This window comes from Isoptericola sp. b515 (assembly GCF_030588125.1).
GTDB classification, from domain to species: domain Bacteria; phylum Actinomycetota; class Actinomycetes; order Actinomycetales; family Cellulomonadaceae; genus Isoptericola; species Isoptericola sediminis.
The window spans coordinates 304,134-329,693 of sequence record NZ_JAUQYR010000003.1 but is presented as its reverse complement, the minus strand read 5'-3'; the positions used below and the strand labels follow the sequence as shown (position 1 = coordinate 329,693).

Annotated in this window: 28 protein-coding genes; 13 read left to right on the top strand and 15 right to left on the bottom strand. The window is 72.4% G+C overall.

The window, feature by feature from the left end:
* Nucleotides 1-55 precede the first annotated feature (55 nt).
* From Q6350_RS10545 to Q6350_RS10530, 4 genes are read left to right on the top strand one after another with little or no spacing between them, the layout of a single operon-like run.
* Nucleotides 56-415 carry a hypothetical protein gene (locus tag Q6350_RS10545; RefSeq protein ID WP_171248064.1) on the top strand — a complete coding sequence of 120 codons (360 nt, stop codon included), beginning with the start codon at nt 56-58 and terminating at the stop codon, nt 413-415.
* Nucleotides 412-861, top strand: a complete 450-nt coding sequence (locus Q6350_RS10540; protein WP_304604219.1) for a hypothetical protein — start codon at nt 412-414, stop codon at nt 859-861. Before Q6350_RS10545 ends, Q6350_RS10540 begins: the two co-directional genes overlap by 4 nt.
* The gene (locus Q6350_RS10535) at nt 861-1,940 is read left to right on the top strand and encodes a quinone-dependent dihydroorotate dehydrogenase (RefSeq protein WP_304607016.1); all 1,080 of its coding nucleotides are present in this window, start codon (nt 861-863) and stop codon (nt 1,938-1,940) included. The genes Q6350_RS10540 and Q6350_RS10535 overlap by 1 nt, the downstream gene beginning before the upstream one ends.
* Nucleotides 1,937-2,146, top strand: coding sequence for a hypothetical protein (locus Q6350_RS10530; RefSeq protein WP_171248067.1), 210 nt, complete (start codon nt 1,937-1,939; stop codon nt 2,144-2,146). Before Q6350_RS10535 ends, Q6350_RS10530 begins: the two co-directional genes overlap by 4 nt.
* A 36-nt stretch (nt 2,147-2,182) precedes the next feature.
* Here Q6350_RS10530 and Q6350_RS10525 read toward each other — a convergent pair whose 3' ends face one another.
* A complete protein-coding gene (locus tag Q6350_RS10525; RefSeq protein ID WP_305066122.1) occupies nt 2,183-3,634 on the bottom strand; it encodes a PLP-dependent aminotransferase family protein in 1,452 nt (483 codons plus the stop codon).
* A gap of 60 nt (nt 3,635-3,694) precedes the next feature.
* On the opposite strand from Q6350_RS10525, the gene Q6350_RS10520 reads away from it, so the two are divergent.
* Nucleotides 3,695-4,540, top strand: a complete 846-nt coding sequence (locus Q6350_RS10520; RefSeq protein ID WP_370375390.1) for a YitT family protein — start codon at nt 3,695-3,697, stop codon at nt 4,538-4,540.
* Nucleotides 4,541-4,618: 78 nt separating this feature from the next.
* Here the strand turns inward: Q6350_RS10520 and Q6350_RS10515 are convergent, their stop codons facing one another.
* Nucleotides 4,619-5,632: an aldo/keto reductase family protein gene (locus tag Q6350_RS10515; RefSeq protein ID WP_304607018.1), complete on the bottom strand. Its 1,014-nt coding sequence runs from the start codon at nt 5,630-5,632 to the stop codon at nt 4,619-4,621.
* Nucleotides 5,633-5,649: 17 nt separating this feature from the next.
* Nucleotides 5,650-6,315 carry a DUF3043 domain-containing protein gene (locus Q6350_RS10510; RefSeq protein ID WP_305066121.1) on the bottom strand — a complete coding sequence of 222 codons (666 nt, stop codon included), beginning with the start codon at nt 6,313-6,315 and terminating at the stop codon, nt 5,650-5,652.
* Nucleotides 6,316-6,371: 56 nt separating this feature from the next.
* Between Q6350_RS10510 and Q6350_RS10505 the strand changes: the two genes are divergently transcribed.
* The gene (locus Q6350_RS10505; protein WP_305066120.1) at nt 6,372-7,751 is read left to right on the top strand and encodes a dipeptidase; all 1,380 of its coding nucleotides are present in this window, start codon (nt 6,372-6,374) and stop codon (nt 7,749-7,751) included.
* 4 nt (nt 7,752-7,755) lie between these two features.
* Here Q6350_RS10505 and Q6350_RS10500 read toward each other — a convergent pair whose 3' ends face one another.
* From Q6350_RS10500 to nadA, 3 genes are read right to left on the bottom strand one after another with little or no spacing between them, the layout of a single operon-like run.
* A complete protein-coding gene (locus Q6350_RS10500) occupies nt 7,756-8,304 on the bottom strand; it encodes an acyl-CoA thioesterase (RefSeq protein ID WP_304604213.1) in 549 nt (182 codons plus the stop codon).
* A 30-nt stretch (nt 8,305-8,334) separates the two neighbouring features.
* Nucleotides 8,335-8,931 (bottom strand): DJ-1/PfpI family protein, encoded by a 597-nt coding sequence (locus tag Q6350_RS10495; protein ID WP_304607020.1) that lies wholly within the window; start codon nt 8,929-8,931, stop codon nt 8,335-8,337.
* 25 nt (nt 8,932-8,956) lie between these two features.
* On the bottom strand, nt 8,957-10,159 hold the full coding sequence (nadA, locus tag Q6350_RS10490; RefSeq protein ID WP_171248074.1) for a quinolinate synthase NadA: 1,203 nt from the start codon (nt 10,157-10,159) through the stop codon (nt 8,957-8,959).
* A gap of 44 nt (nt 10,160-10,203) precedes the next feature.
* Here nadA and Q6350_RS10485 point away from each other — a divergent pair, with 44 nt between their 5' ends.
* Nucleotides 10,204-10,728, top strand: coding sequence for a hypothetical protein (locus Q6350_RS10485; RefSeq protein WP_304604211.1), 525 nt, complete (start codon nt 10,204-10,206; stop codon nt 10,726-10,728).
* A gap of 79 nt (nt 10,729-10,807) precedes the next feature.
* The gene (locus Q6350_RS10480; protein ID WP_305066119.1) at nt 10,808-11,158 is read left to right on the top strand and encodes an iron-sulfur cluster assembly accessory protein; all 351 of its coding nucleotides are present in this window, start codon (nt 10,808-10,810) and stop codon (nt 11,156-11,158) included.
* 31 nt (nt 11,159-11,189) lie between these two features.
* Here Q6350_RS10480 and Q6350_RS10475 read toward each other — a convergent pair whose 3' ends face one another.
* Complete coding sequence (locus tag Q6350_RS10475; protein ID WP_304604210.1) at nt 11,190-11,447, bottom strand: sulfurtransferase TusA family protein; 258 nt, start codon at nt 11,445-11,447, stop codon at nt 11,190-11,192.
* On the bottom strand, nt 11,444-12,607 hold the full coding sequence (locus Q6350_RS10470) for a cysteine desulfurase family protein (RefSeq protein ID WP_305066118.1): 1,164 nt from the start codon (nt 12,605-12,607) through the stop codon (nt 11,444-11,446). Before Q6350_RS10470 ends, Q6350_RS10475 begins: the two co-directional genes overlap by 4 nt.
* Nucleotides 12,608-12,879: 272 nt before the next feature.
* On the opposite strand from Q6350_RS10470, the gene coxB reads away from it, so the two are divergent.
* The 3 genes from coxB to Q6350_RS10455 are packed head-to-tail and all read left to right on the top strand — an operon-like array spanning nt 12,880 to nt 16,039.
* Nucleotides 12,880-13,803, top strand: coding sequence for a cytochrome c oxidase subunit II (gene coxB, locus Q6350_RS10465; protein WP_246246733.1), 924 nt, complete (start codon nt 12,880-12,882; stop codon nt 13,801-13,803).
* Nucleotides 13,803-15,641, top strand: coding sequence for a cytochrome c oxidase subunit I (gene ctaD, locus Q6350_RS10460; protein ID WP_171248079.1), 1,839 nt, complete (start codon nt 13,803-13,805; stop codon nt 15,639-15,641). Before coxB ends, ctaD begins: the two co-directional genes overlap by 1 nt.
* On the top strand, nt 15,638-16,039 hold the full coding sequence (locus Q6350_RS10455; RefSeq protein WP_171248080.1) for a cytochrome c oxidase subunit 4: 402 nt from the start codon (nt 15,638-15,640) through the stop codon (nt 16,037-16,039). Before ctaD ends, Q6350_RS10455 begins: the two co-directional genes overlap by 4 nt.
* A 614-nt stretch (nt 16,040-16,653) precedes the next feature.
* Here Q6350_RS10455 and Q6350_RS10450 read toward each other — a convergent pair.
* The 5 genes from Q6350_RS10450 to Q6350_RS10430 form a co-directional block, all read right to left on the bottom strand.
* A complete protein-coding gene (locus Q6350_RS10450; RefSeq protein ID WP_305066117.1) occupies nt 16,654-17,277 on the bottom strand; it encodes a superoxide dismutase in 624 nt (207 codons plus the stop codon).
* Between the two features lie 177 nt (nt 17,278-17,454).
* Complete coding sequence (locus Q6350_RS10445; protein WP_171248082.1) at nt 17,455-19,161, bottom strand: cytochrome bc complex cytochrome b subunit; 1,707 nt, start codon at nt 19,159-19,161, stop codon at nt 17,455-17,457.
* On the bottom strand, nt 19,158-20,207 hold the full coding sequence (locus tag Q6350_RS10440) for a ubiquinol-cytochrome c reductase iron-sulfur subunit (protein WP_304604208.1): 1,050 nt from the start codon (nt 20,205-20,207) through the stop codon (nt 19,158-19,160). Before Q6350_RS10440 ends, Q6350_RS10445 begins: the two co-directional genes overlap by 4 nt.
* Complete coding sequence (locus Q6350_RS10435) at nt 20,204-20,986, bottom strand: c-type cytochrome (RefSeq protein ID WP_305066116.1); 783 nt, start codon at nt 20,984-20,986, stop codon at nt 20,204-20,206. The genes Q6350_RS10440 and Q6350_RS10435 overlap by 4 nt, the downstream gene beginning before the upstream one ends.
* A 70-nt stretch (nt 20,987-21,056) precedes the next feature.
* Complete coding sequence (locus Q6350_RS10430; RefSeq protein ID WP_171248085.1) at nt 21,057-21,710, bottom strand: heme-copper oxidase subunit III; 654 nt, start codon at nt 21,708-21,710, stop codon at nt 21,057-21,059.
* Between the two features lie 203 nt (nt 21,711-21,913).
* On the opposite strand from Q6350_RS10430, the gene Q6350_RS10425 reads away from it, so the two are divergent.
* A complete protein-coding gene (locus Q6350_RS10425) occupies nt 21,914-22,303 on the top strand; it encodes a hypothetical protein (protein ID WP_305066115.1) in 390 nt (129 codons plus the stop codon).
* 38 nt (nt 22,304-22,341) lie between these two features.
* A complete protein-coding gene (gene trpD, locus Q6350_RS10420; protein WP_304604207.1) occupies nt 22,342-23,406 on the top strand; it encodes an anthranilate phosphoribosyltransferase in 1,065 nt (354 codons plus the stop codon).
* Between the two features lie 30 nt (nt 23,407-23,436).
* Here trpD and Q6350_RS10415 read toward each other — a convergent pair whose 3' ends face one another.
* Together Q6350_RS10415 and Q6350_RS10410 are read right to left on the bottom strand one after the other, a co-directional pair.
* Nucleotides 23,437-23,718, bottom strand: a complete 282-nt coding sequence (locus Q6350_RS10415) for an Lrp/AsnC family transcriptional regulator (RefSeq protein ID WP_171248088.1) — start codon at nt 23,716-23,718, stop codon at nt 23,437-23,439.
* Nucleotides 23,712-25,475: a DEDD exonuclease domain-containing protein gene (locus Q6350_RS10410; protein WP_304607025.1), complete on the bottom strand. Its 1,764-nt coding sequence runs from the start codon at nt 25,473-25,475 to the stop codon at nt 23,712-23,714. Before Q6350_RS10410 ends, Q6350_RS10415 begins: the two co-directional genes overlap by 7 nt.
* Nucleotides 25,476-25,560: the final 85 nt, after the last annotated feature.

The window sequence follows — 25,560 nt, the reverse complement described above, 5'->3', positions numbered from 1 at the left end:
AGGCTAACCGGTCGCCCCCACCACCGGGTACGGCCGCGACGGGTAGTCTGCCGACGTGGTCCTTCCGCTCCTCGTCCTCGCCCTGGTGCTGTGCGGGCTGCTCGCCGGCTGGGCCGCCTGGTTCGTCGTGCGCGACCGGGCGGTGATCCTCAAACAGCTCTTCGGTGCGGCCGCGGTCGAGGCGGTGCTCCTGGTCCAGGCCGTCGTGGCGGCGATCCAGCAGGCCGGCGGCCACGCGGTGGACGGGCCGCTGTTCTGGGGGTACCTGCTCACCGCCGCGATGCTGCTGCCGCTGGCCGCCCTGTGGGCCTTCGCCGAGCGGACCAAGTGGTCCTCGGTCGTGCTCTGCGTCGCCGCGCTGACCGTCGCGTTCCTGGAGTGGCGCCTCTGGGTGATCTGGGAGGCCGGCCTGTGAGCGACGAGCGGCCCACCACGAGCGGCGGCTTCGGCCGGCTGCTGGTGTCCGTCTACGGCATCCTCGCCCTGGCCGCGCTGGGCCGCTCGAGCTACCAGGTGCTGACCAAGCTCGCCGAGGCGCCCGCCGCCTACCTGCTGTCCCTGCTGGCCGCCGTGGTGTACGTCGTGGCCACCGTCGCGCTCGCGCTGGGCGGACGGGGGACGGGCTGGCGGGGTGTCGCCTGGGGCGCCGTCGTCGTCGAGGCGGCGGGTGTGCTGACCGTCGGTACGCTGTCTGTGACCCACCCGGAGTACTTCGCCGAGGCGACCGTGTGGTCGGGCTTCGGTCAGGGCTACGGGTACGTCCCGCTCGTCCTGCCGTTCGTGGGTCTGTGGTGGCTCTGGCACACTCGCCCCGGACGCACCGCCCCGGAGTCCGCGCCGGTCCGACCGACGGAGGCCTGATGACGCCGTACACCCTGCTGTTCCAGACCGTCCTGCGGCGGATGGACCCCGAGCGTGCGCACGACCGCGCCTTCCGCGCGATCGAGGTCGCCGGCAGGGTGCCGCTGCTGCGCGACGTCGTGCAGGGCGCCCTGGCCCCCTACCTCGGTCGCGGCATCGGCGGTCCCGGCAGCGTGGAGGTGCTCGGCCGGACCGTGCCGGCACCCTTCGGCCTGGCCGGCGGGTTCGACAAGAACGCGCGGGCCGTGCGCGGGCTGACCATGCTGGGCTTCGGGTTCGTCGAGGTCGGCACCGTCACCCCGCGCCCGCAGCCGGGCAACGAGCGGCCGCGCATGTGGCGCGAGCTCGACGTGCGCGGCGTGCGCAACCGGATGGGGTTCAACAACGACGGCGCCGTGGAGATGGCCGAGCGGCTGCGTGCGCTCCGCTCCACCCGGGCGGGTCGCGCCGTCATCGTCGGGGTGAACATCGGCAAGAACAAGTCCACCCCCGCCGCGGACGCGGCCGGTGACTACGCGCGGTGTGCGCGGATGCTCGCCGAGCACGCCGACTACCTCGTCGTCAACGTCTCCTCGCCCAACACCCCGGGGCTGCGCGACCTGCAGACGGCCGACGAGCTGCGCCCGATCCTGACCGCCGTCCGTGCCGCGGCGGACGAGGCGACGGCGCTCGCCCGCGTCGGCCGGACCCCGCTGCTGGTCAAGATCGCCCCGGACCTGTCCGACGAGGACGTCGACGCCGTGGCCGACCTCGTCACCGAGCTCGGGCTGGACGGCGTCGTCGCCGTCAACACCACCGTCGGCCACGACCGCGGACCCGGCGGGCTGTCCGGCCCGCCGCTGCTCGCACGCGGGCTGGAGGTCGTGCGCCGCCTGCGCGGACGGCTCGGACCCGACCCGGTGGTGATCGGCGTCGGGGGCGTCACGGACGCCGACGACGTGCGTGCCTACCTGCGCGCCGGCGCCGACCTGGTCCAGGGCTACACCTCGTTCGTCTACCGCGGGCCGTTCTGGCCGTCCAGGATCAACCGCGCCCTGACGCGGTCCCCGGGGTCGTCCAGCGCCGGGACGATGGCATGATCCGGCCCCGCTGGGAGTGGGCCCTCGACGACGACACCGGTGCGCCGCTGACGGCGCCGCTCAGCCCCGCGTTCACGACGCAGTACGACGCCGAGGAATGGCTCGGCGAGCACTGGCGCACGCTGGCCGAGACCGGTGCCGCCCGGGCGCGGCTGCTGCACGACGGGGCGCAGGCCACGCCGACCGTCGAGCTGCGCAAGCCCTGAGGTCCCTCGGCGCGGCGGCGTCGCCGGCGCGGCTCCTCACCCGCCGACCCGGGCCCACGCCCGTCGCAGGCGGTCGACGACCTCCTCGTACTCCCCGACCGGCCGCGTGAAGGTCAGGCGCACCCGGTCCTGTCCCGACCCGTCGGGCGTGAACAGGGGCCCCGGGGCCAGGCGGAGGTCCTCGGCGACGGACGCGGCGGCCACCGCCCGCCCGAGGGGGCGGCCCAGCCCGACCCACAGGCACAGCCCGCCGTCCGGGCGGGGCACGTCCCACGCCGGCAGCCGTTCGTGGAGCAGGTCGACGAGGTCGTCGCGCCGGGCGCGCAGGTCCGCGACCCGCTCGGGAAGGATCCGGTCGCGGCGCTCCAGCAGGTCGGTCACGGCCAGCTGCTCGAGCACCGGGGTGGCCACGTCGAGGACCTGGCGGGTGTGCGCGAGCCGGCGCACGAGCTGGGGGTCGGCCCGCACCCAGCCCACGCGCAGGCCGCCCCAGAACGACTTCGAGGCCGACCCGACCGCGACGAGACGTGGGTCGGTCCCGTCCCCGACGAACGGGGCGGGCACACCGGCCCCCGTGAGGTCGACGTCGGTCAGCGTCTCGTCCCCGACGACGGTGACGTCGTGGCGGGCGGCGAGCTCCGCGACCGCGTCGCGCTCGTCGCGGGTCATCGTGCGCCCGGTCGGGTTGTGGAAGTCCGGCACCAGGTAGACGAACCGTGCGCCCGTGCGCCGGACGACGGACTCGATCGCCTCGACGTCCCCGACCGGGACCCCGACGACGCGGGCGCCGGCCCGGCGCAGCGCACCCAGTGCGTGGACGTACGTCGGCGACTCGACGACGACGTGCTCGGTCCGGGCCACGAGCGTGGTCGTCAGCAGCGCGATCGCCTGCTGGGCTCCTGTCGTGACCAGGATCTGGTCCGGGTCGGTCGGGGCCCCGCGGGCGGTGTACCGGGCGGCGACGGCGGCACGCAGGGGTTCCACCCCGAGGTGGGCGTAGCCCCCGCCGTCCAGGTAGCCGGGCAGCATCTCCAGCGCTCGGGTGTAGGCGCCGTGCAGGGCACTGGAGGCGGACGGCGTCGCCTGCGACATGTCGATCGTGCGGTCGGAGGCGGGGCGTGCGGGGTCGGCCGACGGCGCGTCACCGGCCGGGGGCGTTGTCCCGGCGGGGCGTCCGGTGTCGCGCGGCAGCACGGCGACCGTGCCGGAGCCCACGCGGCTCGCGGCGAAGCCGAGGTCCCGCAGCCGGGCGTAGGCGGCCGACGTCGTCGCCCGGGACACGCCCAGCGCGCGGGCCAGCTCGCGCTCGCTCGGCAGCCGCGTCAGGACGGGGAGCGCCCCCGCGAGGACGGCCGCGCGCAGCGCGTCGGCGAGCGCCTGGTAGGCGGGGCCGGTCGTGTGCCAGGTCCCGAGGAGCCGGACGGCGCCCTGCGCCGTCAGGGAGCGCACCGCCCCGGTGGCCGGTGGTCCGGCCGTGGTGGTGGTCACCGGTCCACTCTTGCGCGATTGGCTATGGAAGTCCAGGCCAATCATGGCGAGGGTGAGGCCATGACTCTCGCACCTCCGCAACCGACGCCACGCCAGGGACGCCCGGTCGGCCGTCGTGCCGCACGCCGCGTGACCGACCGCCGGTCCCCGGGGCCGCGCATCCCGGAGATGGGGGTGACGCGCCGCGCGGTCCAGCTCCTGCTCGGCCTGGCCGGCTACGCGGCCTCGATGGCCATGGTGGTGCAGGCCGGGCAGGGTGCGATGCCGTGGGACGTCCTGCACCAGGGCGTCGTCCGGGCCACGGGCTGGTCGTTCGGCGTCGCCGTGCTGGTGGCCTCGATCCTCGTGCTCGCCGCCTGGGTGCCGCTGCGCCAGCGGCCCGGGATCGGGACCGTGGCGAACGTCGTCGTCATCTCCGCGCTCATCGGGCCGGCCCTGGTCGCCGTCGACCGGCTCGCGCCCGAGCCCGGACGGGCGGCGCAGGTGCTGCTGGTGGTGGGCGGCATCGTGCTCAACGGCGTCGCGACCGCCGCCTACGTGGGCGTCCGCCTCGGGCCGGGACCCCGGGACGGGCTGCTGACCGGTCTGGTGGCCCGCACCGGCTGGTCCGTCCGGGCGGTCAAGACGGGGATCGAGGTCGCGGTCGTCGTGGTCGGTGTGCCGCTCGGCGGCACGTTCGGCTGGGCGACGATCGCCTACGCCCTCGGGGTCGGCCCCGTGGTTCAGGCGGCCGCGCGGTGGCGTCCGCTCGTGCCCGCGGGGCTGACCACGCCGGCACCGCCGGGGGCCCGGGGGAGACGGCGGGCACCGGAGCCCGTCCTGCCCGCGGCGCACCCGGACCAGGTGCGCCGTCGGGCCGCCCGGATCGCGCGGGCGCTGGCGTCGTTCGGCGACCAGCACCGCTGACCGCCGCGGTCGGTCCCGGACGGACGTCAGGCCCTGCCCGCCGAGGTGGCGGGGCAGGGCCTGACGGGGCGAGGGGCCTCAGACGACGCGCGTCTTCGGTGCACCCTCGAGGGTCTTGGCCGGGTCGCGCTCGACCACGTCACCCAGCGCGTCGTCGATCCGTGTCATGAGCTCGGCGGGGATCTCCACGCCGGAGGCCTTGACGTTCTCGGCGACCTGCTCGGGGCGCGACGCGCCCACGATCGCGGCGGCGACGTTGTCGTTCTGCAGCACCCAGGCCACGGCGAGCTGGGCCATGGTCAGGTTCAGCTCGTCGGCGACCGGCTTGAGCTGCTGCACCCGCTCGAGGACGTCGTCGTTCATGAACCGCTGGATCATCTTCGCCCCGCCCTTGTCGTCCGTGGCGCGGGACCCGGACGGCAGCGGCTGGCCGGGGACGTACTTCCCGGTCAGCACGCCCTGGGCGATGGGGGACCAGACGATCTGCGACAGCCCGTTCTCGCGCGAGGCCGGGACGACCTCGTCCTCGATGACCCGCCACAGCATCGAGTACTGCGGCTGGGAGCTGATGAGCTGGAAACCGAGGTCCTTCGCCATCGCGGCGCCGGCACGGATCTGGTCCGCCGACCACTCCGAGACGCCGATGTAGAGCGCCTTGCCCTGGCGCACGATGTCGGCGAACGCCTGCATCGTCTCCTCGAGAGGCGTCTCGGTGTCGTAGCGGTGCGCCTGGTAGAGGTCGACGTAGTCGGTGCCGAGGCGCTGCAGCGAGCCGTTGATCGACTCCATGACGTGCTTGCGCGACAGGCCGGTGTCGTTCGGACCGCCGGGCCCCGTGGGCCAGTAGACCTTCGTGAAGATCTCCAGGCTCTCGCGGCGCTGCCCCTTGAGGGCGTCGCCGAGGACCTGCTCCGCCTTGGTGTTGGCGTAGACGTCGGCGGTGTCGAAGGAGGTGATGCCCGCGTCCAGGGCGGCGTGCACGCACTGCGTGGCGACGTCGTTCTCGACCTGGGAGCCGTGGGTGAGCCAGTTGCCGTAGGTGATCTCGGAGATCTTGAGACCACTGTTGCCGAGGTAGCGGTAGGTGACCATCCGGCCACCCTAGGCGCTCACTCCGGCCAGTGCCCGTGCTTCTTGTGCATCGGCTTCGGCAGCCGGGAGCGGCGGATCTGCAGCGCCCGCATCGCGGCGTACATCATCGTGCCGCGGGGGACGTAGTAATCCTTCTTGCCGTCCACGCCCAGCGTGCCGAACTTGTCGCGCAGCCGGCGCTTGAGGCGCTGCCACATGACGACGACGTCGATGAGCGTGATGAACACGACCGCGTACAGGGCCAGCAGCACGAGGGACGCCATGGTCGGGTTCTGGATGAAGAGCAGGTTCAGGAAGATGAACACGAACGCGACCGGCAGGAAGAACTCGCCGACGTTCCAGCGGGCGTCGACGTAGTCCCGCACGTAGCGGCGCACCGGGCCCTTGTCCCGGGCCGGCATGAACCGCTCGTCACCGGTCTGCATCGCCTGGTACTCGCGGTTGCGCTCCGTGCGCGCCTTCTCCCGGTTCGCCTTGCGCGCGGCCTTGCGGTCGTTCGGGACCAGCGGGCGCTTGTTCTTCGCCTGCGACTCGCTGCGCTTCGGCGTGGGGCGTCCCTTGGAGCCCGGGCGCGACGGCGAGTCGGAGCTGTCGGCGGCGGAGGACGTCCCCGCGACGTCGGCGGAGGAGGCGGACGGCTCCGTGGCAGGGGAATCGGCGAGATCACGCTTGCGGGAGAACACGCCTCCAGGGTAGTTGAGACATGGGGTGCCTTCGAACACCCCGTTACCGTGGGCGCATGACCCACACCGAGAGCGACGTCGCCGCGCTGCGCGCGCACGTCGACGAGCTGTTCCCCGCGGTTCAGGCCGACCTCGAGGCCCTGGTCCGCATCCCGAGCGTCTCCGCGAGCGCCTTCGACCCGGCGCACGTGGAGACCAGCGCCAAGGCCGTGGCCACGCTGCTGCGCGACGCCGGCATGCCCGAGGTGCAGATCCTGCGCTCCGAGCGGCCCGACGGCGAGCCCGGGGCCCCGGCCGTCGTCGCGCGCCGTCCCGCGCCCGAGGGGGCGCCGACCGTGCTGCTGTACGCCCACCACGACGTCCAGCCGCCGGGGGACCCCGCCACCTGGGACACCGAGCCGTTCGAACCCGTCCAGCGCGGCGAGCGGCTGTTCGGGCGCGGCGCGGCCGACGACAAGGCCGGGGTCATGGCGCACGTGGGCGCCCTGCGCGCGCTCGCCGCCCTGGGCGAGGAGCCGGGCGTCGGCGTGACCGTGTTCGTCGAGGGGGAGGAGGAGGCCGGCTCGCCGAGCTTCTCCCGGTTCCTGGCCGACCACCACGAGCTGCTCGCCGCCGACGTCATCGTCGTGGCGGACTCGACCAACTGGAAGGTGGGCGTGCCCGCCCTGACGACGTCGCTGCGCGGGCTCGTCGACGGCGTCGTGAGCGTCGACGTGCTCGACCACGCCGTGCACTCGGGGATGTTCGGCGGTCCCGTCCTCGACGCCAACCTGCTGCTGGCCCGCCTGCTGGCCACGCTGCACGACGACGCCGGGAACGTGGCGGTCGAGGGCCTGACCAGCGCCGCCGAGCCCGACGTGGACTACGCCGAGGCCGACTTCCGGGCCGACTCCTCGGTGCTGGACGGCGTCGAGCTGGCCGGGGAGGGCACGATCGCGGGCCGGATGTGGACCAAGCCGGCCATCGCCGTCATCGGTGTCGACGCCACTGACGTCGCGCACGCCTCGAACACGCTGGCCCCGCGGGCCGCGGCCAAGCTGTCGGTGCGGATCCCGCCGGGGCTCGCACCGCAGGCCGCCAAGGACGCCCTGCAGGCGCACCTGACCGCCCACGCCCCGTTCGGCGCCCGCGTGACCTGGACGCCGGGGGAGCAGGGCAAGGCCTTCGGCGCGCCCGACGACTCGGAGGCCATGCGGGCCGCGCGCTCGGCCTTCGCCGCGGCGTGGGGGACGGATCCCGTGGACATCGGCGTCGGCGGGTCGATCCCGTTCATCGCCGACCTGCTCGAGGCGTTCCCCGAGGCGGCCGTGCTGGTGACCGGGGTGGAGGACCCGGACTCGCGCGCCCACGGCGCCAACGAGTCGGTGCACCTGGGCGAGCTGCGCAAGGTCCTGGTGGCCGAGGCGCTGCTGCTGCGGGGGCTGGCCGCCCGCTGAGCGCTCAGGCGCGGTCGACGTCGCGGTGCGCGACGTCGACCGCCCGGGCCCAGGCCGCGACGTCCTCGGGCAGGTCGGGGCTGACCAGGTCCGGGTCGTCGCCGAGCACCGCCACGACGTCGTGCGGGGCCACCCGGATGCCGTCCCGGCCCAGGAACCGGGCGGCGATCCAGCCGCGGGCGCAGAGCTCGTCGTCGCGCCGGGTCATCCTCTGCTCGAGGAAGACGACGCGCTGGTCCCAGCCCATCACGCGGCTGGTGATGGTGACGCGGTCGAAGAGCTTGAGCGACCGCTTGTACGTCATCGTCGAGGCCGCCACCACCGGGTACCAGCCCTGCGACCGGAGCTTGGCCAGACCGCCGATGTCGGCGAGGAAGTTGGACCGGGCCACGTCCATCATCTGCAGGTACGAGCCGTTGTTGACGTGCAGGTAGAAGTCCAGGTCGCCCGGCTTGACGCGCATCACCGTGGTCGAGGCGTCGAACGGCCCCATCCCGGGGCGCTGGCGGCGGGGCAGGAGCGTGGCCGTGGCGAGCTGGATCATCCGCGTCATACGGCGACGGTATACCAGCGACCTGCGGTATCAGATACCTGGGTACTCCAGGGTGCGCCGCACCGCCCGGGCGACCTCCACCGACTCCAGGCGCTCCACGAGGTGCAGGGCCATGTCGATCCCGGCCGAGGCGCCGGCCGAGGTGACCACGTCGCCGTCGTCCACGAACCGGGCCTCGGTGTCGATGACCGTCGACGGGTCGATCTGCGCCAGGTCGTCGTAGTAGTCCCGGTGCGTCGTCGCGGGACGCCCCGCCAGCAGACCGGCCGCCGCCAGCACCAGCGCCCCCGTGCACACGCTCGCCACCACCGGCGTCTGGGTGTGCACCTGGCGCAACCACTCCAGGTGCCCGTGGTCGGCCACGAGGGCACGGGTGCCCCAGCCCCCCGGGTGGACCAGGACGTGCAGCGGGCCGACGTCGTCCGCCGAGCGGGCCGGCACGATCCGCATGCCCTTGGCCAGCCGCACGCCCTCGCCGTCGCGGGAGAAGGTGCTCACGTGCGGCCGCAGGGGCGACGCGGAGTGCTCCTCCCACGCGGCGAGGACCTCGAACGGTCCGACCGCGTCGAGCTCGTCGGCGTCGTCGAACAGCAGGATCCCGATGTGCAGCCCGCCGTCGGTGCTCACTCGCGTCGCCTTCCCGCGCCCCGGGTCAGAGTCCCGGCAGCGCCAGCATCTGGTCGAGGGCCACCCGGGCCCAGTGGGCGTCGTCGGAGTCCACCACGATCCGGTTGACCACGCGGCCCTCGGCCAGCGACTCCATCGCCCACACCAGGTGGGGCAGGTCGATCCGGTTCATCGTCGAGCAGAAGCACACCGTGGAGTCGAGGTAGTGGACCTGCTTGTCGGGGTGAGCCCTGGCCAGCCGGCGCACGAGGTTGAGCTCGGTGCCGATCGCCCACGTCGACCCGGGCTCGGCGGCGTCGAGGGCCTTGATGATGTACTCCGTCGAGCCGACGCGGTCCGCCGCCGCGACGACCTCGTGGCGGCACTCCGGGTGGACCATGACGTTGACGTCCGGCGCCTTGGCGCGGATCGCCTCGACGTTCTGCACCGAGAACCGTCCGTGCACCGAGCAGTGGCCGCGCCACAGGATCATCCGCGCGTCGCGCAGCTCGGCGTCGGTCAGGCCGCCGTTCGGCTTGCGCGGGTCGAACACGACGCAGTCGTCCAGGGACAGCCCGAGCTGGTTCACCGCGGTGTTGCGGCCCAGGTGCTGGTCCGGCAGGAACAGCACCTTGCCCGTGCCGTCGACGCCGCCGACCTGGTCGAAGGCCCACCGCAGGGCGACTTGGGCGTTCGACGACGTGCACACGGTCCCGCCGTGCCGGCCGGTGAAGGCCTTGATCGCCGCGGAGGAGTTCATGTACGTCACCGGCACGGTGTCGCCGGCGACGCCCGCGTCGGCCAGCACCTCCCAGGCCTCCTCGACCTGCGAGATCTCGGCCATGTCCGCCATCGAGCAGCCCGCCGCCATGTCCGGCAGGACCACCTGCTGGGTGTCCGCGGTGAGGATGTCGGCCGACTCGGCCATGAAGTGCACGCCGCAGAAGATGACGAACTCGGCCTCGGGCCGCGCCGCCGCCCGCTGGGCGAGCTTGAAGGAGTCCCCGGTGACGTCGGCGAAGTCGATCACCTCGTCGCGCTGGTAGTGGTGGCCCAGCACGAAGGCGCGCTCGCCCAGCGCCGCCCGCGCGGCGCGCGCACGGTCCACCAGGTCCGGGTCCGAGGGCGCCGGCAGCGCGCCGGTGCACTCCACCCCGCGCTCGGAGGCGAGGTCGCGGCCCTGACCGAGCAGCAGCAGCGCCGAGGGCGCCGGCTCGGTGAAGTTCGACGTCTCGTTCAGCACAGTCACGGCATCATCTTCCCACGGTCCCGACGTGTGCCACGATCGGTGACGTGCACGTACTGCTGGTGACAGCCGCCGACGACGGCGGCGCCGACCGTGAGCCCTGGACGCCCCTGGCCGCGGCCTGGACCGAGGCGGCGCCGCGCTGCGTCGTCGAGCCGATGGTCCTGCCCCCGGGACCGGTGGCCGCGACCGCACCCCCCGGCGAGGCTCCGGCGCCCGGTGTCTTCGTCCCCACGACGAGCCTCGGGCTGACGAGCGTCACGCCGCCCCCGCCGCCGCCCGAGGTCCGTCTCCTGCAGGAGCGTGTCGCCCACGCCGACCTCGTCGTCGTGCACACGCCCGTCCTGGACGGCTCCGCCCTGCGCGCAGGCCCGGTGCACCGGGCCGCGGAGGCGGCCGCCCCGTACGCCGTGCCCGTCGTCGTGCTCGCCGGGCGGGACGAGACGACCCGCCGCGAGCTCTCCGGGGCGGGGGTCGCCGGGGCGCACGAGATCGGCGAGCCGCCGTCGGGTGAGGCCGTGGGCCGGGTCGCGCGCACGTGGGCGCCGGCCTGGGCCGCCCCCGAGGAGTGACGTCCCTCACATCGCCGGGGGCGGGGGATTCGGGCGTAGGATCGGGAACAGCCGTACCGGCCCACCTGTTGGAGGAAGCATGACCGACACCACCGAGATCGCCACGCACGGCGTCGAGCTCTCCGAGGTCGCCGCGAACAAGGTCCGCAGCCTCCTGGAGCAGGAGGGGCGCGACGACCTGCGCCTGCGCGTCGCCGTCCAGCCCGGCGGCTGCTCCGGGCTCATCTACCAGCTCTACTTCGACGAGCGCCTGCTCGACGGGGACGCGCTGCGCGACTTCGACGGCGTCGAGGTCGTCGTGGACCGCATGAGCGTGCCCTACCTCGACGGCGCGAAGATCGACTTCGCGGACACCATCGAGAAGCAGGGCTTCACGATCGACAACCCGAACGCCGGCGAGGCCTGCGCCTGCGGCGGCTCCTTCGGCTGAGCGACGTCCCGGCTCGCGCGCGCCGGAGCCGCTAGTCCTCGAGACGGACGGTCAGGGCCCACCAGGCCCGGCCGTCCGTCTCGTCGTTCCCGGGGTGCTGCTCCTCGGCCACCATGGCGTGCCCCCGCAGCCGCGCCCACGCCGGCACGTCGTACCGGGCGGCCGGATCCGTCGCGAGCACCGTGATCTCCGTTCCCCCGGGTCGCTCCTTCGCGTGGGCGGCCAGCCGCACCACGGGCAGCGGGCAGCGCAGGCCCCGCGCGTCCACGACCTCCGGCCCGGCGCTCACAGCCCGGACACCCCCAGGGCGTCCCGGACGCGGGCGACCGCCCCCGGCAGCACCGCGAGGAAGCGCTCGACGTCCTCGGCCGTGGTCGAACGGTCCAGGGCCAGGCGGACGTTGCCGTGCGTGAGCACGCCCATCGCGGCCAGGACGTGCGACGGCTCCAGCGTGCCCGCGGTGCAGGCCGACCCGGAACCCACGGCGAACCCGGCGCGGTCGAGCTCGGTGACCAGCGCCTCGCCGTCGACGTAGAGGAACGAGAACGTCACCACGTGGGGGAGGCGGTCCTGCGGGTCGCCGACCACCTCGACGTCCGGCACGCCCGCGACGCCGTCGCGGATCCGGTCGACCAGCGCACGGCGCCGCTCGTCCTCCGCGGCGAGGTCCTGGGCGACCGCCTGCAGGGACACGGCCGCGGCGAACGCGGCCGGGACGCTGACGCCGCCGGGCGCCCAGGGGTCGGGGTCCTCCGGGCCGGCCGGGACCGTGCGCGTGCGGTGGCGCACCGCGAGGATCCCCAGGCCGCGGGGCCCGCCCCAGTCCGCGGGGTCGGCCGCCAGCAGGTCCCACGCCGTCGGCAGCGGGGCGTGCCCCACCGAGGCACCGGCGTCCACGAGCAGGGGGACCCCGGAACCCTCGAGCGCGGCGTGGACCCGGGCGACCGGCTGGCGGGTACCGACCTCGCCGTTGGCGTCCTGCAGCGCCGCCAGCGCGACGCCGTCCGCGCGGGCCGCCGAGGCGAGCTCCTCGGCGTCCACCCGCCCGACCCGGTCGACGGGGACCGTCGTGCGGCGGCCCTGCGCGGCAGCCGCGACGTGGTCGGCGGCGTGCAGGACCGCGGCCCGCTCGACCGCGCCGACCACGACGTCGCCGCCGTGCCGCCGTCGGGCCCGGGCGACCTGGGCCACCGCCGCGTGCAGGGACGCCGTGTGCGAGGGCGTGAACCGGACCTCCTCGGTCCGGGTCCCCAGCACCCCGGCCACGGCCTCGCGCGCCCCGTCCAGCAGGGCGGCCGCGCGCCGGCCCTCGGCGTGCAGCCGGCGGGGGTCCGCCCATCCCTCGTCCAGGGCCTGGACGAAGGCCTGCCGCGCCGACGGGTGCAGGGGCGCCGACCCGCCGTTGTCCAGGTGGGTGCGGGCGGGCGTCGGCGAGGTGGGATGTGTCACAAGGGCCTCTCGGTGGGCGTCGAAGCGTGGTGACCATCATGCCGCCGGGGGCTTCGGTGTCGCGAAAGCGGCGGCCGATCTGACACCGGTTCCGCAGGCGTCGCGAACATCGCGGATGGCGACGTCCAGGGTGATCCCGTCACGTAGGAAGGGGGATCTTCTGGCGTCGGAACGGTGAAGGTCGCGCTAGGCTGCTCCCATCGAGGACGAAGGTCCCACCCGTGCGCCCTGCCTCAGGACGCAGCGGTCGGACGAGACGTGAAAGGCCTCCCTTGCACTCGAAGAGCACCACCCGCACCCGGCGGTCGATGGCGCTGCGTGCGACGGCGCTCGCCGTCGCGGTCGCGGCCTTCGCCACCGGCTGCGCCAGCGACGCCGTCCAGCGCGGCTACCTCCCGGGCTACACCGACGGCCAGGTGACCAACCAGACCGAGCGGATCATGAATCTGTGGAACGGTTCCTGGGTCGCCGCGCTCGCCGTCGGCGTCATCACCTGGGGCCTCATGCTCTGGTGCGTCGCCGCGTACCGGAAGCGCCGCGGCGACGACCGGCTGCCGGTCCAGACCCGCTACCACATGCCGCTCGAGATCATGTACACGATCGTGCCGACGCTCATGATCCTGGTGCTGTTCTTCTACACGAACCGCGACATGACGGCGATCCTCGACACGAGCGAGGAGCCGGACGTCAACATCCACGTCATCGGCAAGCAGTGGAGCTGGGACTTCAACTACCTCGACGACGACGTCTACGAGACCGGCCAGCAGCTGCTCGAGCCCGGCTCGGTGACCGCCGAGGACACCGTCGACGGCGCGCCCGGCACGGCCGAGGAGCTGCCGACGCTCTACCTGCCCGTCGGTGAGCGGGTCGAGTTCACGGTCGACTCCCGCGACGTCATCCACTCGTTCTGGATCCCGGCCTTCCTGTTCAAGATGGACATGATCCCCGGCAAGACGAACACGTTCCAGGTCGTCCCCGAGCGTGAAGGCACCTACGCCGGCAAGTGCGCCGAGCTCTGCGGTGAGTTCCACTCCGGGATGCTCTTCAACGTCAAGGTCGTCGACCGTGCCGAGTACGACGCACAGATGGAGGAGCTGCGCGCCCAGGGCCAGACCGGCGAGCTCGGCCTGGACCTGAACCGCCAGCAGAGCTCCGAGTACTCCAGTGAAGAGACGATCCCGGAGGTCGAGGGCTGATGGCCACCACCGAGACCGCCTACGGCGCCGCCGAGGCCATCCCCGGCCTGCAGCCGAGGCGACAGACGCTGGGTCGCACCGTGGTCAAGTGGATCACCTCCACCGACCACAAGACGATCGGCTACATGTACCTCATCACGTCGTTCTTCTGGTTCGCCGTGGGAGGCATCCTCGCGCTGCTCATCCGCGCCGAGCTCTTCGCGCCGGGCATCCAGCTCGTGCAGAGCAAGGAGCAGTACAACCAGCTCTTCACGATGCACGGCACGATCATGCTGCTGCTGTTCGCGACGCCGCTGTTCGCCGGCTTCGCCAACGTGATCATGCCGCTGCAGATCGGCTCGCCCGACGTCGCGTTCCCGCGGCTGAACATGCTGGCCTACTGGATGTTCCTGTTCGGCGGGCTCATCGCGGCCGGCGGCTTCTTCACGCCGCAGGGGGCCGCCTCGTTCGGCTGGTTCGCCTACGCGCCGCTGTCGAACACGACCTTCAGTCCAGGGCTCGGCGGTGACCTGTGGGTCTTCGGCCTCGCCCTCGGTGGTTTCGGCACCATCCTCGGTGCCGTCAACTTCATCACCACGATCATCTGCATGCGCGCCCCGGGCATGACGATGTTCCGGATGCCGATCTTCACCTGGAACACCCTGGTGACGAGCCTGCTGGTCCTCATGGCCTTCCCGCCGCTGGCCTCCGCGCTCTTCGCGCTCGGTGCCGACCGCCGGTTCGACGCCCAGGTGTTCAACCCGGACAACGGGGGAGCGGTGCTCTGGCAGCACCTCTTCTGGTTCTTCGGCCACCCCGAGGTGTACATCATCGCGCTGCCGTTCTTCGGCATCGTCTCCGAGATCTTCCCGGTGTTCAGCCGCAAGCCGATCTTCGGCTACAAGGGTCTGGTCTACGCGACCATCGCGATCGCGGCCCTGTCGGTCACGGTGTGGGCCCACCACATGTACGTCACCGGTGCGGTGCTGCTGCCGTTCTTCGCGTTCATGACGATGCTCATCGCCATCCCGACCGGTGTGAAGTTCTTCAACTGGATCGGCACCCTGTGGCGAGGCAAGCTCACCTTCGAGACGCCGATGCTCTGGTCGATCGGCTTCCTGGTGACCTTCCTCTTCGGCGGTCTGACCGGCATCATCCTGTCCAGCCCGGCGCTCGACTTCCACCTGTCGGACTCGTACTTCGTCGTCGCCCACTTCCACTACGTCGTCTTCGGCACCGTGGTCTTCGCGATGTTCGCCGGCTTCTACTTCTGGTGGCCGAAGTTCACCGGGCGGATGCTCAACGAGCGCCTCGGCAAGATCCACTTCTGGATCCTGTTCGTCGGCTTCCACATGACGTTCCTCGTCCAGCACTGGCTCGGCGTCGAGGGCATGCCCCGCCGCTACGCCGACTACCTGCCCGAGGAAGGCTTCACCTGGGAGAACCAGCTCTCGACGGTCGGGGCGTTCATCCTCGCCGCGTCCACGCTGCCGTTCCTGTGGAACGTGTACACGACCTGGCGCAACGCGCCGAAGGTCACCGTGGACGACCCGTGGGGCTACAGCCGCTCCCTCGAGTGGGCGACGTCCTGCCCGCCGCCGCGGCACAACTTCACCTCGCTGCCGCGGATCCGTTCCGAGTCGCCGGCGTTCGACCTCCACCACCCGGAGGTCGCGGCGATGGAGGACCCGCACCTGAACCAGGGCGCCCTGGACCAGGTCTACGGCGGCGCGGACCGGACCGGCCAGTACGAGATGGTCGAGGAGCTCAGCTGGAAGGACTACCCGGAGAAGCACCAGTCGAGCACCACCGTCGTCGACGCTGACCGCCCCGCCGAGGGCGAGGAGGACACCAAGTGAAGATCGAGATCCGCCTCTTCGTCTGGACGGCACCGTTCTTCGTGCTGGTCGGCGTGGTGTACGGCCTCTGGAGCGGCTTCACCGAGCCGGTCGGGTACCTTGGCATCCCGCTCGTCGGTGCTCTCATGGCGATGATCGGTGCCTACCTGGTCGTCCAGGCCAAGCACACCGACCCGCGTCCGGAGGACGACGAGAACGGTGAGATCGAGCAGGGCGCCGGCGACCAGGGCGTCTACGCCCCGTGGTCCTGGTGGCCCCTGGTGCTCGGCATCGCCGCCGCCGTCAGCTTCCTGAGCCTGGCCGTGGGCTGGTGGGTGCTCTACATCGGCGCGATCATCGGGATCGTCGGCCTGGTCGGCTGGGTCTTCGAGTTCAGCCGGGGCCAGCACGCCCACTGATCGTCAGCATCTCCCGAGAGGCGCTCCGCACCGTCTGGTGCGGGGCGCCTCTTGTCGCCTCCCGGCCCCGCCTTGGCCCGAGGCCCCTCCACGCCAGTCAGGCCGCCCTGCGCCGACTCAGGACCTCTCCGGCCGACTCAGGGTTTTTCTCGCCGAGTCAGGGCTTTTCTCGCCGAGTCAGGACTGCGGGGAGCGAGTGCAACCGGCCCATCTCGCCATGACGCGCCCGGACACCGTCGTTCGGATGGGACCAGGGGAGAGGGGGCGTCCACGGCCAGGCGTGCCCGCGCCCGGACACCGTCGTTCGGACGGGACCAGGGGAGAGGGGGGCGTCCACGGCCAGGCGTGCCGGCCCGCCAGAGGGCCTCGATCGGCCCTGTGCCGCCCTGACCCGCGCAGCACTGCCCTGACCCGCCACAGGCCGCCCTGACCCGCGCAGAAGGCGCAGCGCAGACTCCCCGTGCTGCCCAGGCCGAGCGGCCCGGAGAAGCGCGCAGACGCGTTCTCGGGGCAGTTCGAAGGTCGTGGGGACACGCGAGAGGGCCCCGCACGCAACGGCGTGCGGGGCCCTCCGTCGGCCGCCGTCGTGACGGTGGCCGCAGGCTCGGACGAGCTCAGGCGGTGAGGAGCCCGTTCGTGGCGGTGCGGGCGCGCTCGAGGCGGGCGGCCACGTCCTGCCAGTTGGCCAGGTTCCAGAACGCCTTGACGTAGTCGGCCTTGACGTTCAGGTAGTCCAGGTAGAAGGCGTGCTCCCACATGTCGAGCATCAGCAGCGGGGTGATGCCGACGGGGACGTTGGCCTGCTGGTCGAACAGCTGGAAGATCAGCATCTTCTGGCCGACGGAGTCCCAGCCGAGCACGGCCCAGCCGGAGCCCTGGATGCCGGTCGCGGTCGCGGCGAAGTGCGCCTGGAACGCGGAGAAGGAGCCGAACTGGTCCTTGATGGCCTCCGCCAGCTCACCCTCGGGCTCGCCACCGCCCTCGGGGGACAGGTTGTGCCAGAAGATCGTGTGGTTGGTGTGCCCGCCGAGGTTGAACGCGAGGTTCTTCTCGTGCAGGTTCACTGCCGCGAGGTCGCCCGACTCGCGCGCCTCGGCCAGCTTGTCCAGCGCGGTGTTCGCGCCGGAGACATAGGTCGCATGGTGCTTGTCGTGGTGCAGCTCCATGATCTTGCCGCTGATGTGCGGCTCGAGCGCGCTGTAGTCGTAGGGCAGGTCAGGCAGCGTGTAGACGGCCATGCTGGGTACCTCCGGTGTCAGGCCGCACGACACCCGGTGGGCGTGCGCGGCGTGTTCTCGTCGTCCCGGTGGGTCGGCCGTGCCGACCCCCGGTGCAGGATAGACAGAGACCCGCGCACCCTGCCCGCCGGAGCGGGCGATGGGTGCGCGGGTCTCGGTCGCGACCTGGCAGGAGTCTCAGCGCTCCCGCTCGACGCTCTCCGCCCCCGTGGTGACCTCGGGGGACTTCCTCTCGGCAGCGATCTCGTCGTGCTCGCCGTGCGAGTGCGCGGCGGCGAGCTCGGCCGGGGTCACCGGCTCGACGCGGTCCTCGTAGAAGAACCGGGACAGACGCTGCCAGCGCTTGTCCTTCTGGTAGCCCTTGCGCTTGACGCCGCGGGCGTCGGTCGCGGGCTCGATCTCCAGCGGCTTGTGCGCCGTGTAGTTGACGCGCAGCCAGCGCTCCTGCTCGTCCAGCGGACGGTGGACCTCGATGTACTCGCCGTTGGCGAACCGCACGATCCGACCGGTCTCGTGACCGTGGAGCACGAGCTCGCGGTCCTTGCGCTGCAGGCCGAGGCAGATGCGCTTGGTGATCAAGAACGCGAGGACCGGACCGACGAAGAACAGGATGCGGAACGCCCAGGTGATCTGGTTGATCGACATCCCGAAGTGCGTCGCGATGAGGTCGTTCGAGCCGGCGAGCGCCAGGATGATGAACGCGGTCAGGAACCCGACGCCCAGCCCGGTGCGGACCGGGACGTTGCGCGGACGGTCCAGCACGTGGTGCTCGCGCTTGTCACCGGTGACCTTGGCCTCGACGAACGGGTACGCGAACAGGAACAGGAACAGCAGGGTCGGGATGACCACGGCCGGGATCAGCACGTTGAGCGACAACGTGTAGCCGAAGATGACCCACTCCATGCCGGCACCCGGCATGAGGCGTAGCGATCCCTCGAGGAACAGCATGTACCAGTCGGGCTGCGCGCCGGCGCCGACGGGGGAGGGGTCGTACGGTCCGTAGTTCCAGACGTTGTTGATGCTCATCGTGGCACCCATCAGGGCGAGGATGCCGAAGACGATGAAGAAGTTGCCGCCCATCTTGGCGATGTACACCGGGAACAGCGGGTAGCCGACGACGTTCTTGTCGGTGCGGCCGCCGCCCGGGTACTGCGTGTGCTTGTGCAGCACCATGAGGAACAGGTGCACGCCGATGAGGGCGAGGATCAGGGCCGGCACCAGCAGGATGTGCACGGTGAACAGCCGCGGGATGATCTGGTCGCCCGGGAACTCCCCGCCGAAGACGAAGTACGACATGTACGAGCCGATCACCGGGATCGACTTGATGACGCCGTCGGTGATGCGCAGGCCGTTGCCGGAGAGCACGTCGTCCGGCAGCGAGTAGCCGGAGAACCCGGCGGCCAGGCCCAGGATCAGCAGCACGGTGCCGACGAGCCAGTTGATCTCACGCGGCTTGCGGAACGCACCGGTGAAGAACACGCGCATCATGTGCACGACGATCGCGGCCATGAAGATCAGCGCAGCCCAGTGGTGGATCTGCCGCATGAGCAGACCGCCGCGGACCTCGAAGGAGAGGTCCAGCGTCGAGGCGAACGCCACCGACATCAGCTGCCCCTGCATCGTCTCCGGCCCGGCGCCGTGGTACTCCTCGAGCGCCATCGAGGGGTCGAAGAACATCGTCAGGAACACGCCCGTCAGCAGCAGCACGACGAACGAGAAGAGGGCGATCTCGCCCAGCATGAACGACCAGTGGTCCGGGAAGACCTTGCGCGCGAACTCCTTGACGGCGCCACCGACGCTGGTGCGCTGGTCGAGGTAGTCCGCGGCCTTGCCGGCCGGGGTGGTCGGAGCGCCGCTGTTGGACGCGGTGGTGTCGGTGCTCACTTCAGTCGCTCCCAGAAACTCGGTCCGACGGGCTCGGCGAAGTCGTCCTGCGCGATGAGGTAGCCCTCGTCGTCGACCGTGATCGGCAGCTGGGGCAGCGGCCGGTTCGCCGGTCCGAAGACGACCTTCGCGCCATCGGCCATGTCAAATGTCGACTGGTGGCACGGGCAGAGCAGGTGATGAGTCTGCTGCTCGTACAGCGCCACCGGGCATCCGACGTGGGTACAGATCTTCGAGTATGCCACGATCCCGTCGTACGACCAGGTCTGCCCCTCGGGGGACTGGTCGGAGCGCAGGTCCTCCGGGTTGAGCCGGACGAGCAGGACGACGGCCTTGGCCTTCTCGGTGATCCATTCGTGCGACTCCATGTACTCCTGAGGGACCTCAGGGATGACGTGGGCCGCGGAACCGACGGTGAGGTCGGCAGCTCGGATGGGGCGTCCCGTGGGGTCGTAGGCGAGGCGCGTGCCCCGCTCCCACAGGGTGTGCCGGAACTTGGAGATGTTCCAGTCGCCGCCGACGCTGGAGATCAGCGGGACGGCGAAGGTCAGGGGGAACAGGGCGAGCGCGGAGACCGCGGCACCCTTGAGCACGCCGCGGCGGGCGATCCCGGAGTCCTCGACGCCGTCCGTGAGGTGCTGGACGGCGACCTCGCGCACCTCGGGCGACGAGGCGAGCTCGTGCCGCTCGTCGACGTGCTCGTGGTCGCTCATGAGCGACTTGGACCAGTGGATCGCCGCGATGCCGATTCCCAGCAGGGAGATCGCCATGGTGACGCCCAGCGCGATCGTCGACAGGCGGACGCCCTCGGTGGTGCCGTCGGGACGGACCGCGAAGTAGGCCACGATGCTGCCGATGGCGCCGAGGCACGAGATGGCGAACAGCAGCACCACGAGGCGCTCGTTGCGCCGGCGGGCCGCCGGGTCGGTGTCGGTCAGCCGCAGCTTGTGGGCGGGGACGCCGGGGTCGGTGAAACGCTCCGGGTCCTGGGCGCCCGACGTCGTGGTGACGTCGCGGCCGGGGGTGGGGTTCTGGTTCTCGCTCACGAGGACTTCGCTCCGATCCACACAGCGGCACCGATCATCAGCCCGAGGCCGACGACCCATGCCCACACGCCTTCACTCACGGGGCCGAGCGACCCGAGGGTCAGCCCGCCGGCCGACCCGTCGCGCTGCTCGAGCAGGTACGCGATGATGTCCCGCTTCTCGTCGGGCGTGATGTTGGCGTCGTTGAAGACCGGCATCGACTGCGGGCCGGTCAGCATGGCCTGATAGATGTTCCGCTCCGAGACCTCGTAGAGCGGCGGGGCCCACTTGCCCTCGGACAGCGCACCGCCGGCGCCGACGGCGTTGTGGCACATCGCGCAGTTGGTGCGGAACAGCAGGGCGCCGTTGGAGGCGTCGCCCTCGGCCCCGTCGACCTGCTCGTCGGTCGGGATCGCGGGACCCGCGCCCAGCGAGGCGACGTAGGCGGCGAGCTGCGCGGTCTGCTCCTCGGTCATCTGCGGGGGCTTCTGCGGAGCCTGCGGACCGTTCGCCTGCATCGGCATCCGGCCCGTCGAGACCTGGAAGTCCACGGACGCCGCGCCCACGCCCACCAGGGACGGGGCCTGGGAGGTGCCCTCGGCGTTCGGGCCGTGGCAGGTGGCGCAGTTGGCCTGGAAGAGGCGCTCGCCCTCTTCGACGTCGTTCGCTGTGCTGGCGGTGTCGGCCGTGGCGGGGCTCGGCGCCAGGACGGCGTACACGCCGCCCGTGAGCAGCAGCGCCAGCAGCATCAGCACGACCGGGGCGGCCCGGTGGTGCCGGCGGGCGGCGAGTGCCTTCACGTAAATGTCCTCGTCTCGAAGGTGGATGGTTCGGGGGCGTCGGCCCGGCGACGGCGCCGGGCCGGAGGGATCACTTCAGGACGTAGATCACCAGGAACAGGGCGATCCACACGACGTCGACGAAGTGCCAGTAGTAGGAGACCACGAGGCCCGTGGTCACCTCGTGGTGGGTGAACCGCTTGGCGCGGAAGGACCGGCCGAGCAGGAAGAGGAAGGCGATGAGGCCGCCGATCACGTGCAGGCCGTGGAACCCGGTGGCCAGGTAGAACACGGAGCCGTAGGCGCTGGAGGAGATCGTCAGGCCGTGCTCGACCAGCTCGGCGTACTCGAAGATCTGGCCGGCGATGAAGAAGGAGCCCATGAGGTAGGTCAGGGTCATCCACTCGTTCATGCCCCACTTGCCCACCTGGAGCAGCGAGCCGGTGCGCACGGGCTGGAAGCGCTCGGCGGCCCAGACACCCAGCTGGCAGGTGACCGAGGACAGCACCAGGACGGTCGTGTTGATCAGCGGGAAGGTGAAGCTGACCATGTCGGCCTGCGCGGCCCACTCCTCCTCGGGCAACACGGATCGCACCGTGAAGTACATCGCGAAGAGGCCCGCGAAGAACATGAGCTCGCTGGCGAGCCACACGATCGTCCCGACCGAGACGGTGTTCGGTCGGTTCACGGTCACGTGCTGATGGGCGTGGGGGGCAGCAGCCGTTGCGGTCGACACGCGATCCATTATGGCCGACGTGCGGGAGGTTCGAGGACCATCACGACGGTTTCGGTGGAGACGACCACCACGAAATCTGCAGAAACGGGCGGCCAAGGGCCCAGATCGTGACGGATGGCAGGACAGTGCCACGAAAAGACCACGACATCGTGCTGACCGAGGTGACGGACCTGTGCCACGATGCCACCAAACGACTGCGAAAGGGATGCTCGATGACGAACGGCCCCCGGGTGCTGCTGTACAGCGACGACCGCACGGTGCGCGAGCAGGTGCGCCTCGCCGTCGGACCTCGTCTGGGGGCCGACGCGCCGCCGATCGAGTGGACCGAGACCGCCACCGCCCCGGCCGTGACCTCCGCCGTCACCTCCGGACGGTTCGACCTGCTGGTGCTGGACGGCGAGGCCGACAAGGCCGGCGGGATGGGGCTGTGCCGACAGCTCAAGAACGAGGTCTACGACTGCCCGCCCGTCGTGGTGCTGACCGGCCGGCCCGACGACGCCTGGCTGGCATCATGGTCGCTCGCGGACGCCGTCGTGCCGCGCCCGCTCGACCCCTTCGCGGTGCAGCGCACCGTCGCCGACGCGTTGGCCCGGGCGGCCTGACCTTCTCGTTCGACCGCGTACCCCCGGAGAGGACCGCCGTGCCCACCAGCGACCCCACCGTCCCCACCTGGCCCGGCGTGCTCTCCGCACTCGTCGCGGGCCACGACCTCAGCGCCGAGGAGACCTCCTGGGCGATGGACGAGGTCATGTCGGGCGAGGTGCCGCCGGCCCGCCTGGCCGGTTTCCTGGTGGGCCTGCGGGCCAAGGGGGAGACGGCCGCCGAGCTCACCGGGCTCGCCGACGCGATGCTCGCGCACGCCACGCGCATCGAGGTCCCGGGCCCGTCGGTCGACCTCGTGGGCACGGGCGGGGACCGCCACCACACCGTCAACATCTCCACGATGGCCGCCGTCGTCGTGGCCGGGACCGGCACGCGCGTGGTCAAGCACGGCAACCGCGCCGCCTCCTCCTCGTCCGGGTCGGCCGACGTCCTCGAGGCGCTCGGCGTACGGCTCGACCAGCCGGCCGAGCGGGTCGCGGAGATCGCGCTCGAGGTCGGCATCACCTTCTGCTTCGCCGGGATGTTCCACCCGTCCATGCGTCACGCCGGGACGGCGCGGCGCGACCTGGGGATCGCGACGGCGTTCAACTTCCTGGGGCCGCTGACCAACCCCGCCCAGCCCGCCGCCACGGCCGTGGGCTGCGCGGACGCGCGGATGGCCCCGCTCATGGCCGGCGTGCTCGCCGCCCGGGGCACGCGTGCTCTGGTGTTCCGCGGCGACGACGGCCTCGACGAGCTCGCCGCCACCGGCGGCGCGGACGTGTGGGAGGTGCGCGACGGCGAGGTGGTCGAGCAGCGCCTCGACGCCGCCGCGGACCTGGGCCTGCGCCGCATCGCGATCGAGGACCTGCGGGGCGGCGACGCCGCGCACAACGCCGAGGTGGCGCGAGCGGTGTTCTCCGGTGCCGACCGCGGCCCCGTGCGCGAGACGGTCCTGCTCAACGCCGCCGCGGCGCTCGTCGCGGACGGGTCGCTGCCCGGCACCGCCGAGGGCTCCCTCGTCGAGCGCCTCGCCGCGGGCACCGCGCATGCCGCACGCAGCGTCGACGAGGGCGGCGCCGCCGACGTGCTCGCGCGGTGGGTCGAGGCCACGCAGCACTGAGGACCCGGGACCCGCGGGGGCCCGCGCCGGTCAGTCGTCCAGGCCGAGGGCGAAGGCCTGCTCGAGGTCCAGGTGCGAGTACGCGCGGAACGCGATGAGCGTCTCGGTACGCAGCACGCCCGGGACCTTGCTGATCCCGTCGGCGATGACGTCGGAGAGGGCGTCGTGCTCCTTCACCCGGACCATCGCCACGAGGTCCGCCTTGCCGGTGACCGAGTAGACCTCGCTCACGCCGGGCAGGTCGGTGACGCGGGACGCGACCTCGGGGATCTGGTCGGCGGCGGTGTCGATCAGCACGATGGCGGTCAGCATGCGGCCATCGTATCGGCGGCCTCGCCCACGGCCAGCGCGACCGTGGCCGCCACGTCGTCGAGATCGGCGTGCGCGACGGCGGACCGGACCGGGCACGTCCACGGGTCCGAGACGTCGACCAGGCGGACGTCGGGCTGGTCGAGCCAGTCCAGGATCAGCGCCGCCTCCTCGGGATGGCACGCCGGGGCCGGCGGCGTCGGCGCGTCGACGACCTCCGCCGTGGCCCGCAGGGCGTGCACGACGGGCCAGGGGTCCTCGCCGGCGCCGGTGACCGCCGTCGCGGCCAGCCGGGCGTGCCGCACCACGACCAGCTCCCAGCCGCCCGCGGGCGTCGGCCGACCGGCGACGAGCTCCGCGCACCGGCTCAGCGGGTCCAGCCGCTGGGCACGCGCCGCGCCGCCGACGAAGGCACGCAGCCGGGCCGTGACCTGCCCGGCCTCCTCGAACCGTTCCTGGGCGGCCAGGCGGGCGACCCGTTCGCCGAGGGCCCGCACCACGACCCCGGGGTCACCGGTCAGCGCCGCGGTCGCCTCCGCCACGACGGCGGCGTAGCCGACGTCGGGCGTCTCGACGGCGGTGCAGGGCGCCGAGCACCGGTCCAGCCCGGCCAGCGCGCACGGGCTGCGTCGTTCCCGGGCCACCAGGGGCAGGCGCTGCGTGCACTGCCGCAGGCTGAGGGCGTCGTGCACGGCCTCGACGGCGGCCGACGCCGTGCGGCGCGAGGTGAACGGGCCGATGTGGGGCGCGTCGCCGCGCACCTCGGAGACCACCGAGAGCCGGGGGTAGGCCTCGTCGGTCAGGCGGACCCACGACCGTCGCTCGGGGTGCTTGGACCGGCGGTTGTAGCGCGGGGCGTGCTCCGCGATGAGGCGGAGCTCGCGCACCCGGGCCTCCAACGGCGTCGCGCACACGACCGGCGTCACGGCGTGGGCGATCCGCACCATCTCGGTCATGCGCCGGCGCTTCTCGGCGGCGGTGAAGTAGGACCGCACGCGCTGACGGATGTTGGTCGAGGTGCCGACGTAGAGCACCTCGTCGTCCGGTCCCCGGAACAGGTACACGCCGGGGGAGGAGGGCAGGCCGTCGGCGAGGGTGGCCTTGCGCCGCACGTCCGCCGGCACCGGGTCGGACGCCGTGGCCAGGTCCTCCAGGTGGGTCACGCCGAGCGGGGCGAGCCGCTCGAGCAGGCCGTGCAGCACGTCCACCGTCGCGCGGGCGTCGGCGAGCGCGCGGTGGTCGGGGGAGGTGCCGGCCCGGAACAGCGCCGCGAGCGTGGACAGCTTGTGGTTGCGGGCCTCGTCGCGCGTCACGACGCGCCGGGCCAGCGGGAGAGTGTCGACGACGGCGAAACCCGGCCAGGCGTAGCCCAGCTCGGCGCAGGCCGCCCGCAGGAAGCCGATGTCGAACGGGGCGTTGTGCGCCACGAGCACGGCGTCGTGCGCGAACTCCAGGAAGCTGGGCAGGACGAGGTCGGGGTCCGGTGCGGTCGCGACCATCGTGGTGGTGATGCCCGTCAGGCGGGCCACGAACGCCGGGACCGGCCGCCCGGGGTTGACCAACGACTGGAACTCGCCGAGCACCTCGCCGCCACGGACCTTGACCGCGCCGATCTCGGTGATCCCGGCGTCGTCGGCACGGCTGCCCGTGGTCTCCAGGTCGACGACGACGAAGGTGACGTCCTGCAGCGGGGTCCCCAGGTCGGCGAACGACGGCTGGACGCTCGTCCCCGGCTGCCCACGGGTGGACGTGATCGACATGGCGGGGACGCTAGCGGCCGCCACCGACAGCAGGTCGGGGCGGCGGTGCCGACGGTGGGGCCGGGCCGGCGAGGTGCCGGCCCGG

What these genes read in the sequence shown, in the direction of transcription:
- Q6350_RS10500 (WP_304604213.1), bottom strand. Translation starts at nt 8,304, where the DNA reads ATGACGCGGATGATCCAGCTCGCCACGGCCACGCTCCTGCCCCGCCGC.
- Q6350_RS10430 (WP_171248085.1), bottom strand. Translation starts at nt 21,710, where the DNA reads ATGGATCGCGTGTCGACCGCAACGGCTGCTGCCCCCCACGCCCATCAG.
- Q6350_RS10410 (WP_304607025.1), bottom strand. Translation starts at nt 25,475, where the DNA reads ATGTCGATCACGTCCACCCGTGGGCAGCCGGGGACGAGCGTCCAGCCG.
- Q6350_RS10515 (WP_304607018.1), bottom strand. Translation starts at nt 5,632, where the DNA reads ATGGTCACCTACCGCTACCTCGGCAACAGTGGTCTCAAGATCTCCGAG.
- Q6350_RS10425 (WP_305066115.1), top strand. Translation starts at nt 21,914, where the DNA reads ATGACGAACGGCCCCCGGGTGCTGCTGTACAGCGACGACCGCACGGTG.
- Q6350_RS10480 (WP_305066119.1), top strand. Translation starts at nt 10,808, where the DNA reads ATGACCGACACCACCGAGATCGCCACGCACGGCGTCGAGCTCTCCGAG.
- ctaD (WP_171248079.1), top strand. Translation starts at nt 13,803, where the DNA reads ATGGCCACCACCGAGACCGCCTACGGCGCCGCCGAGGCCATCCCCGGC.
- Q6350_RS10520 (WP_370375390.1), top strand. Translation starts at nt 3,695, where the DNA reads ATGACTCTCGCACCTCCGCAACCGACGCCACGCCAGGGACGCCCGGTC.
- Q6350_RS10450 (WP_305066117.1), bottom strand. Translation starts at nt 17,277, where the DNA reads ATGGCCGTCTACACGCTGCCTGACCTGCCCTACGACTACAGCGCGCTC.
- Q6350_RS10530 (WP_171248067.1), top strand. Translation starts at nt 1,937, where the DNA reads ATGATCCGGCCCCGCTGGGAGTGGGCCCTCGACGACGACACCGGTGCG.
- Q6350_RS10505 (WP_305066120.1), top strand. Translation starts at nt 6,372, where the DNA reads ATGACCCACACCGAGAGCGACGTCGCCGCGCTGCGCGCGCACGTCGAC.
- Q6350_RS10415 (WP_171248088.1), bottom strand. Translation starts at nt 23,718, where the DNA reads ATGCTGACCGCCATCGTGCTGATCGACACCGCCGCCGACCAGATCCCC.
- Q6350_RS10535 (WP_304607016.1), top strand. Translation starts at nt 861, where the DNA reads ATGACGCCGTACACCCTGCTGTTCCAGACCGTCCTGCGGCGGATGGAC.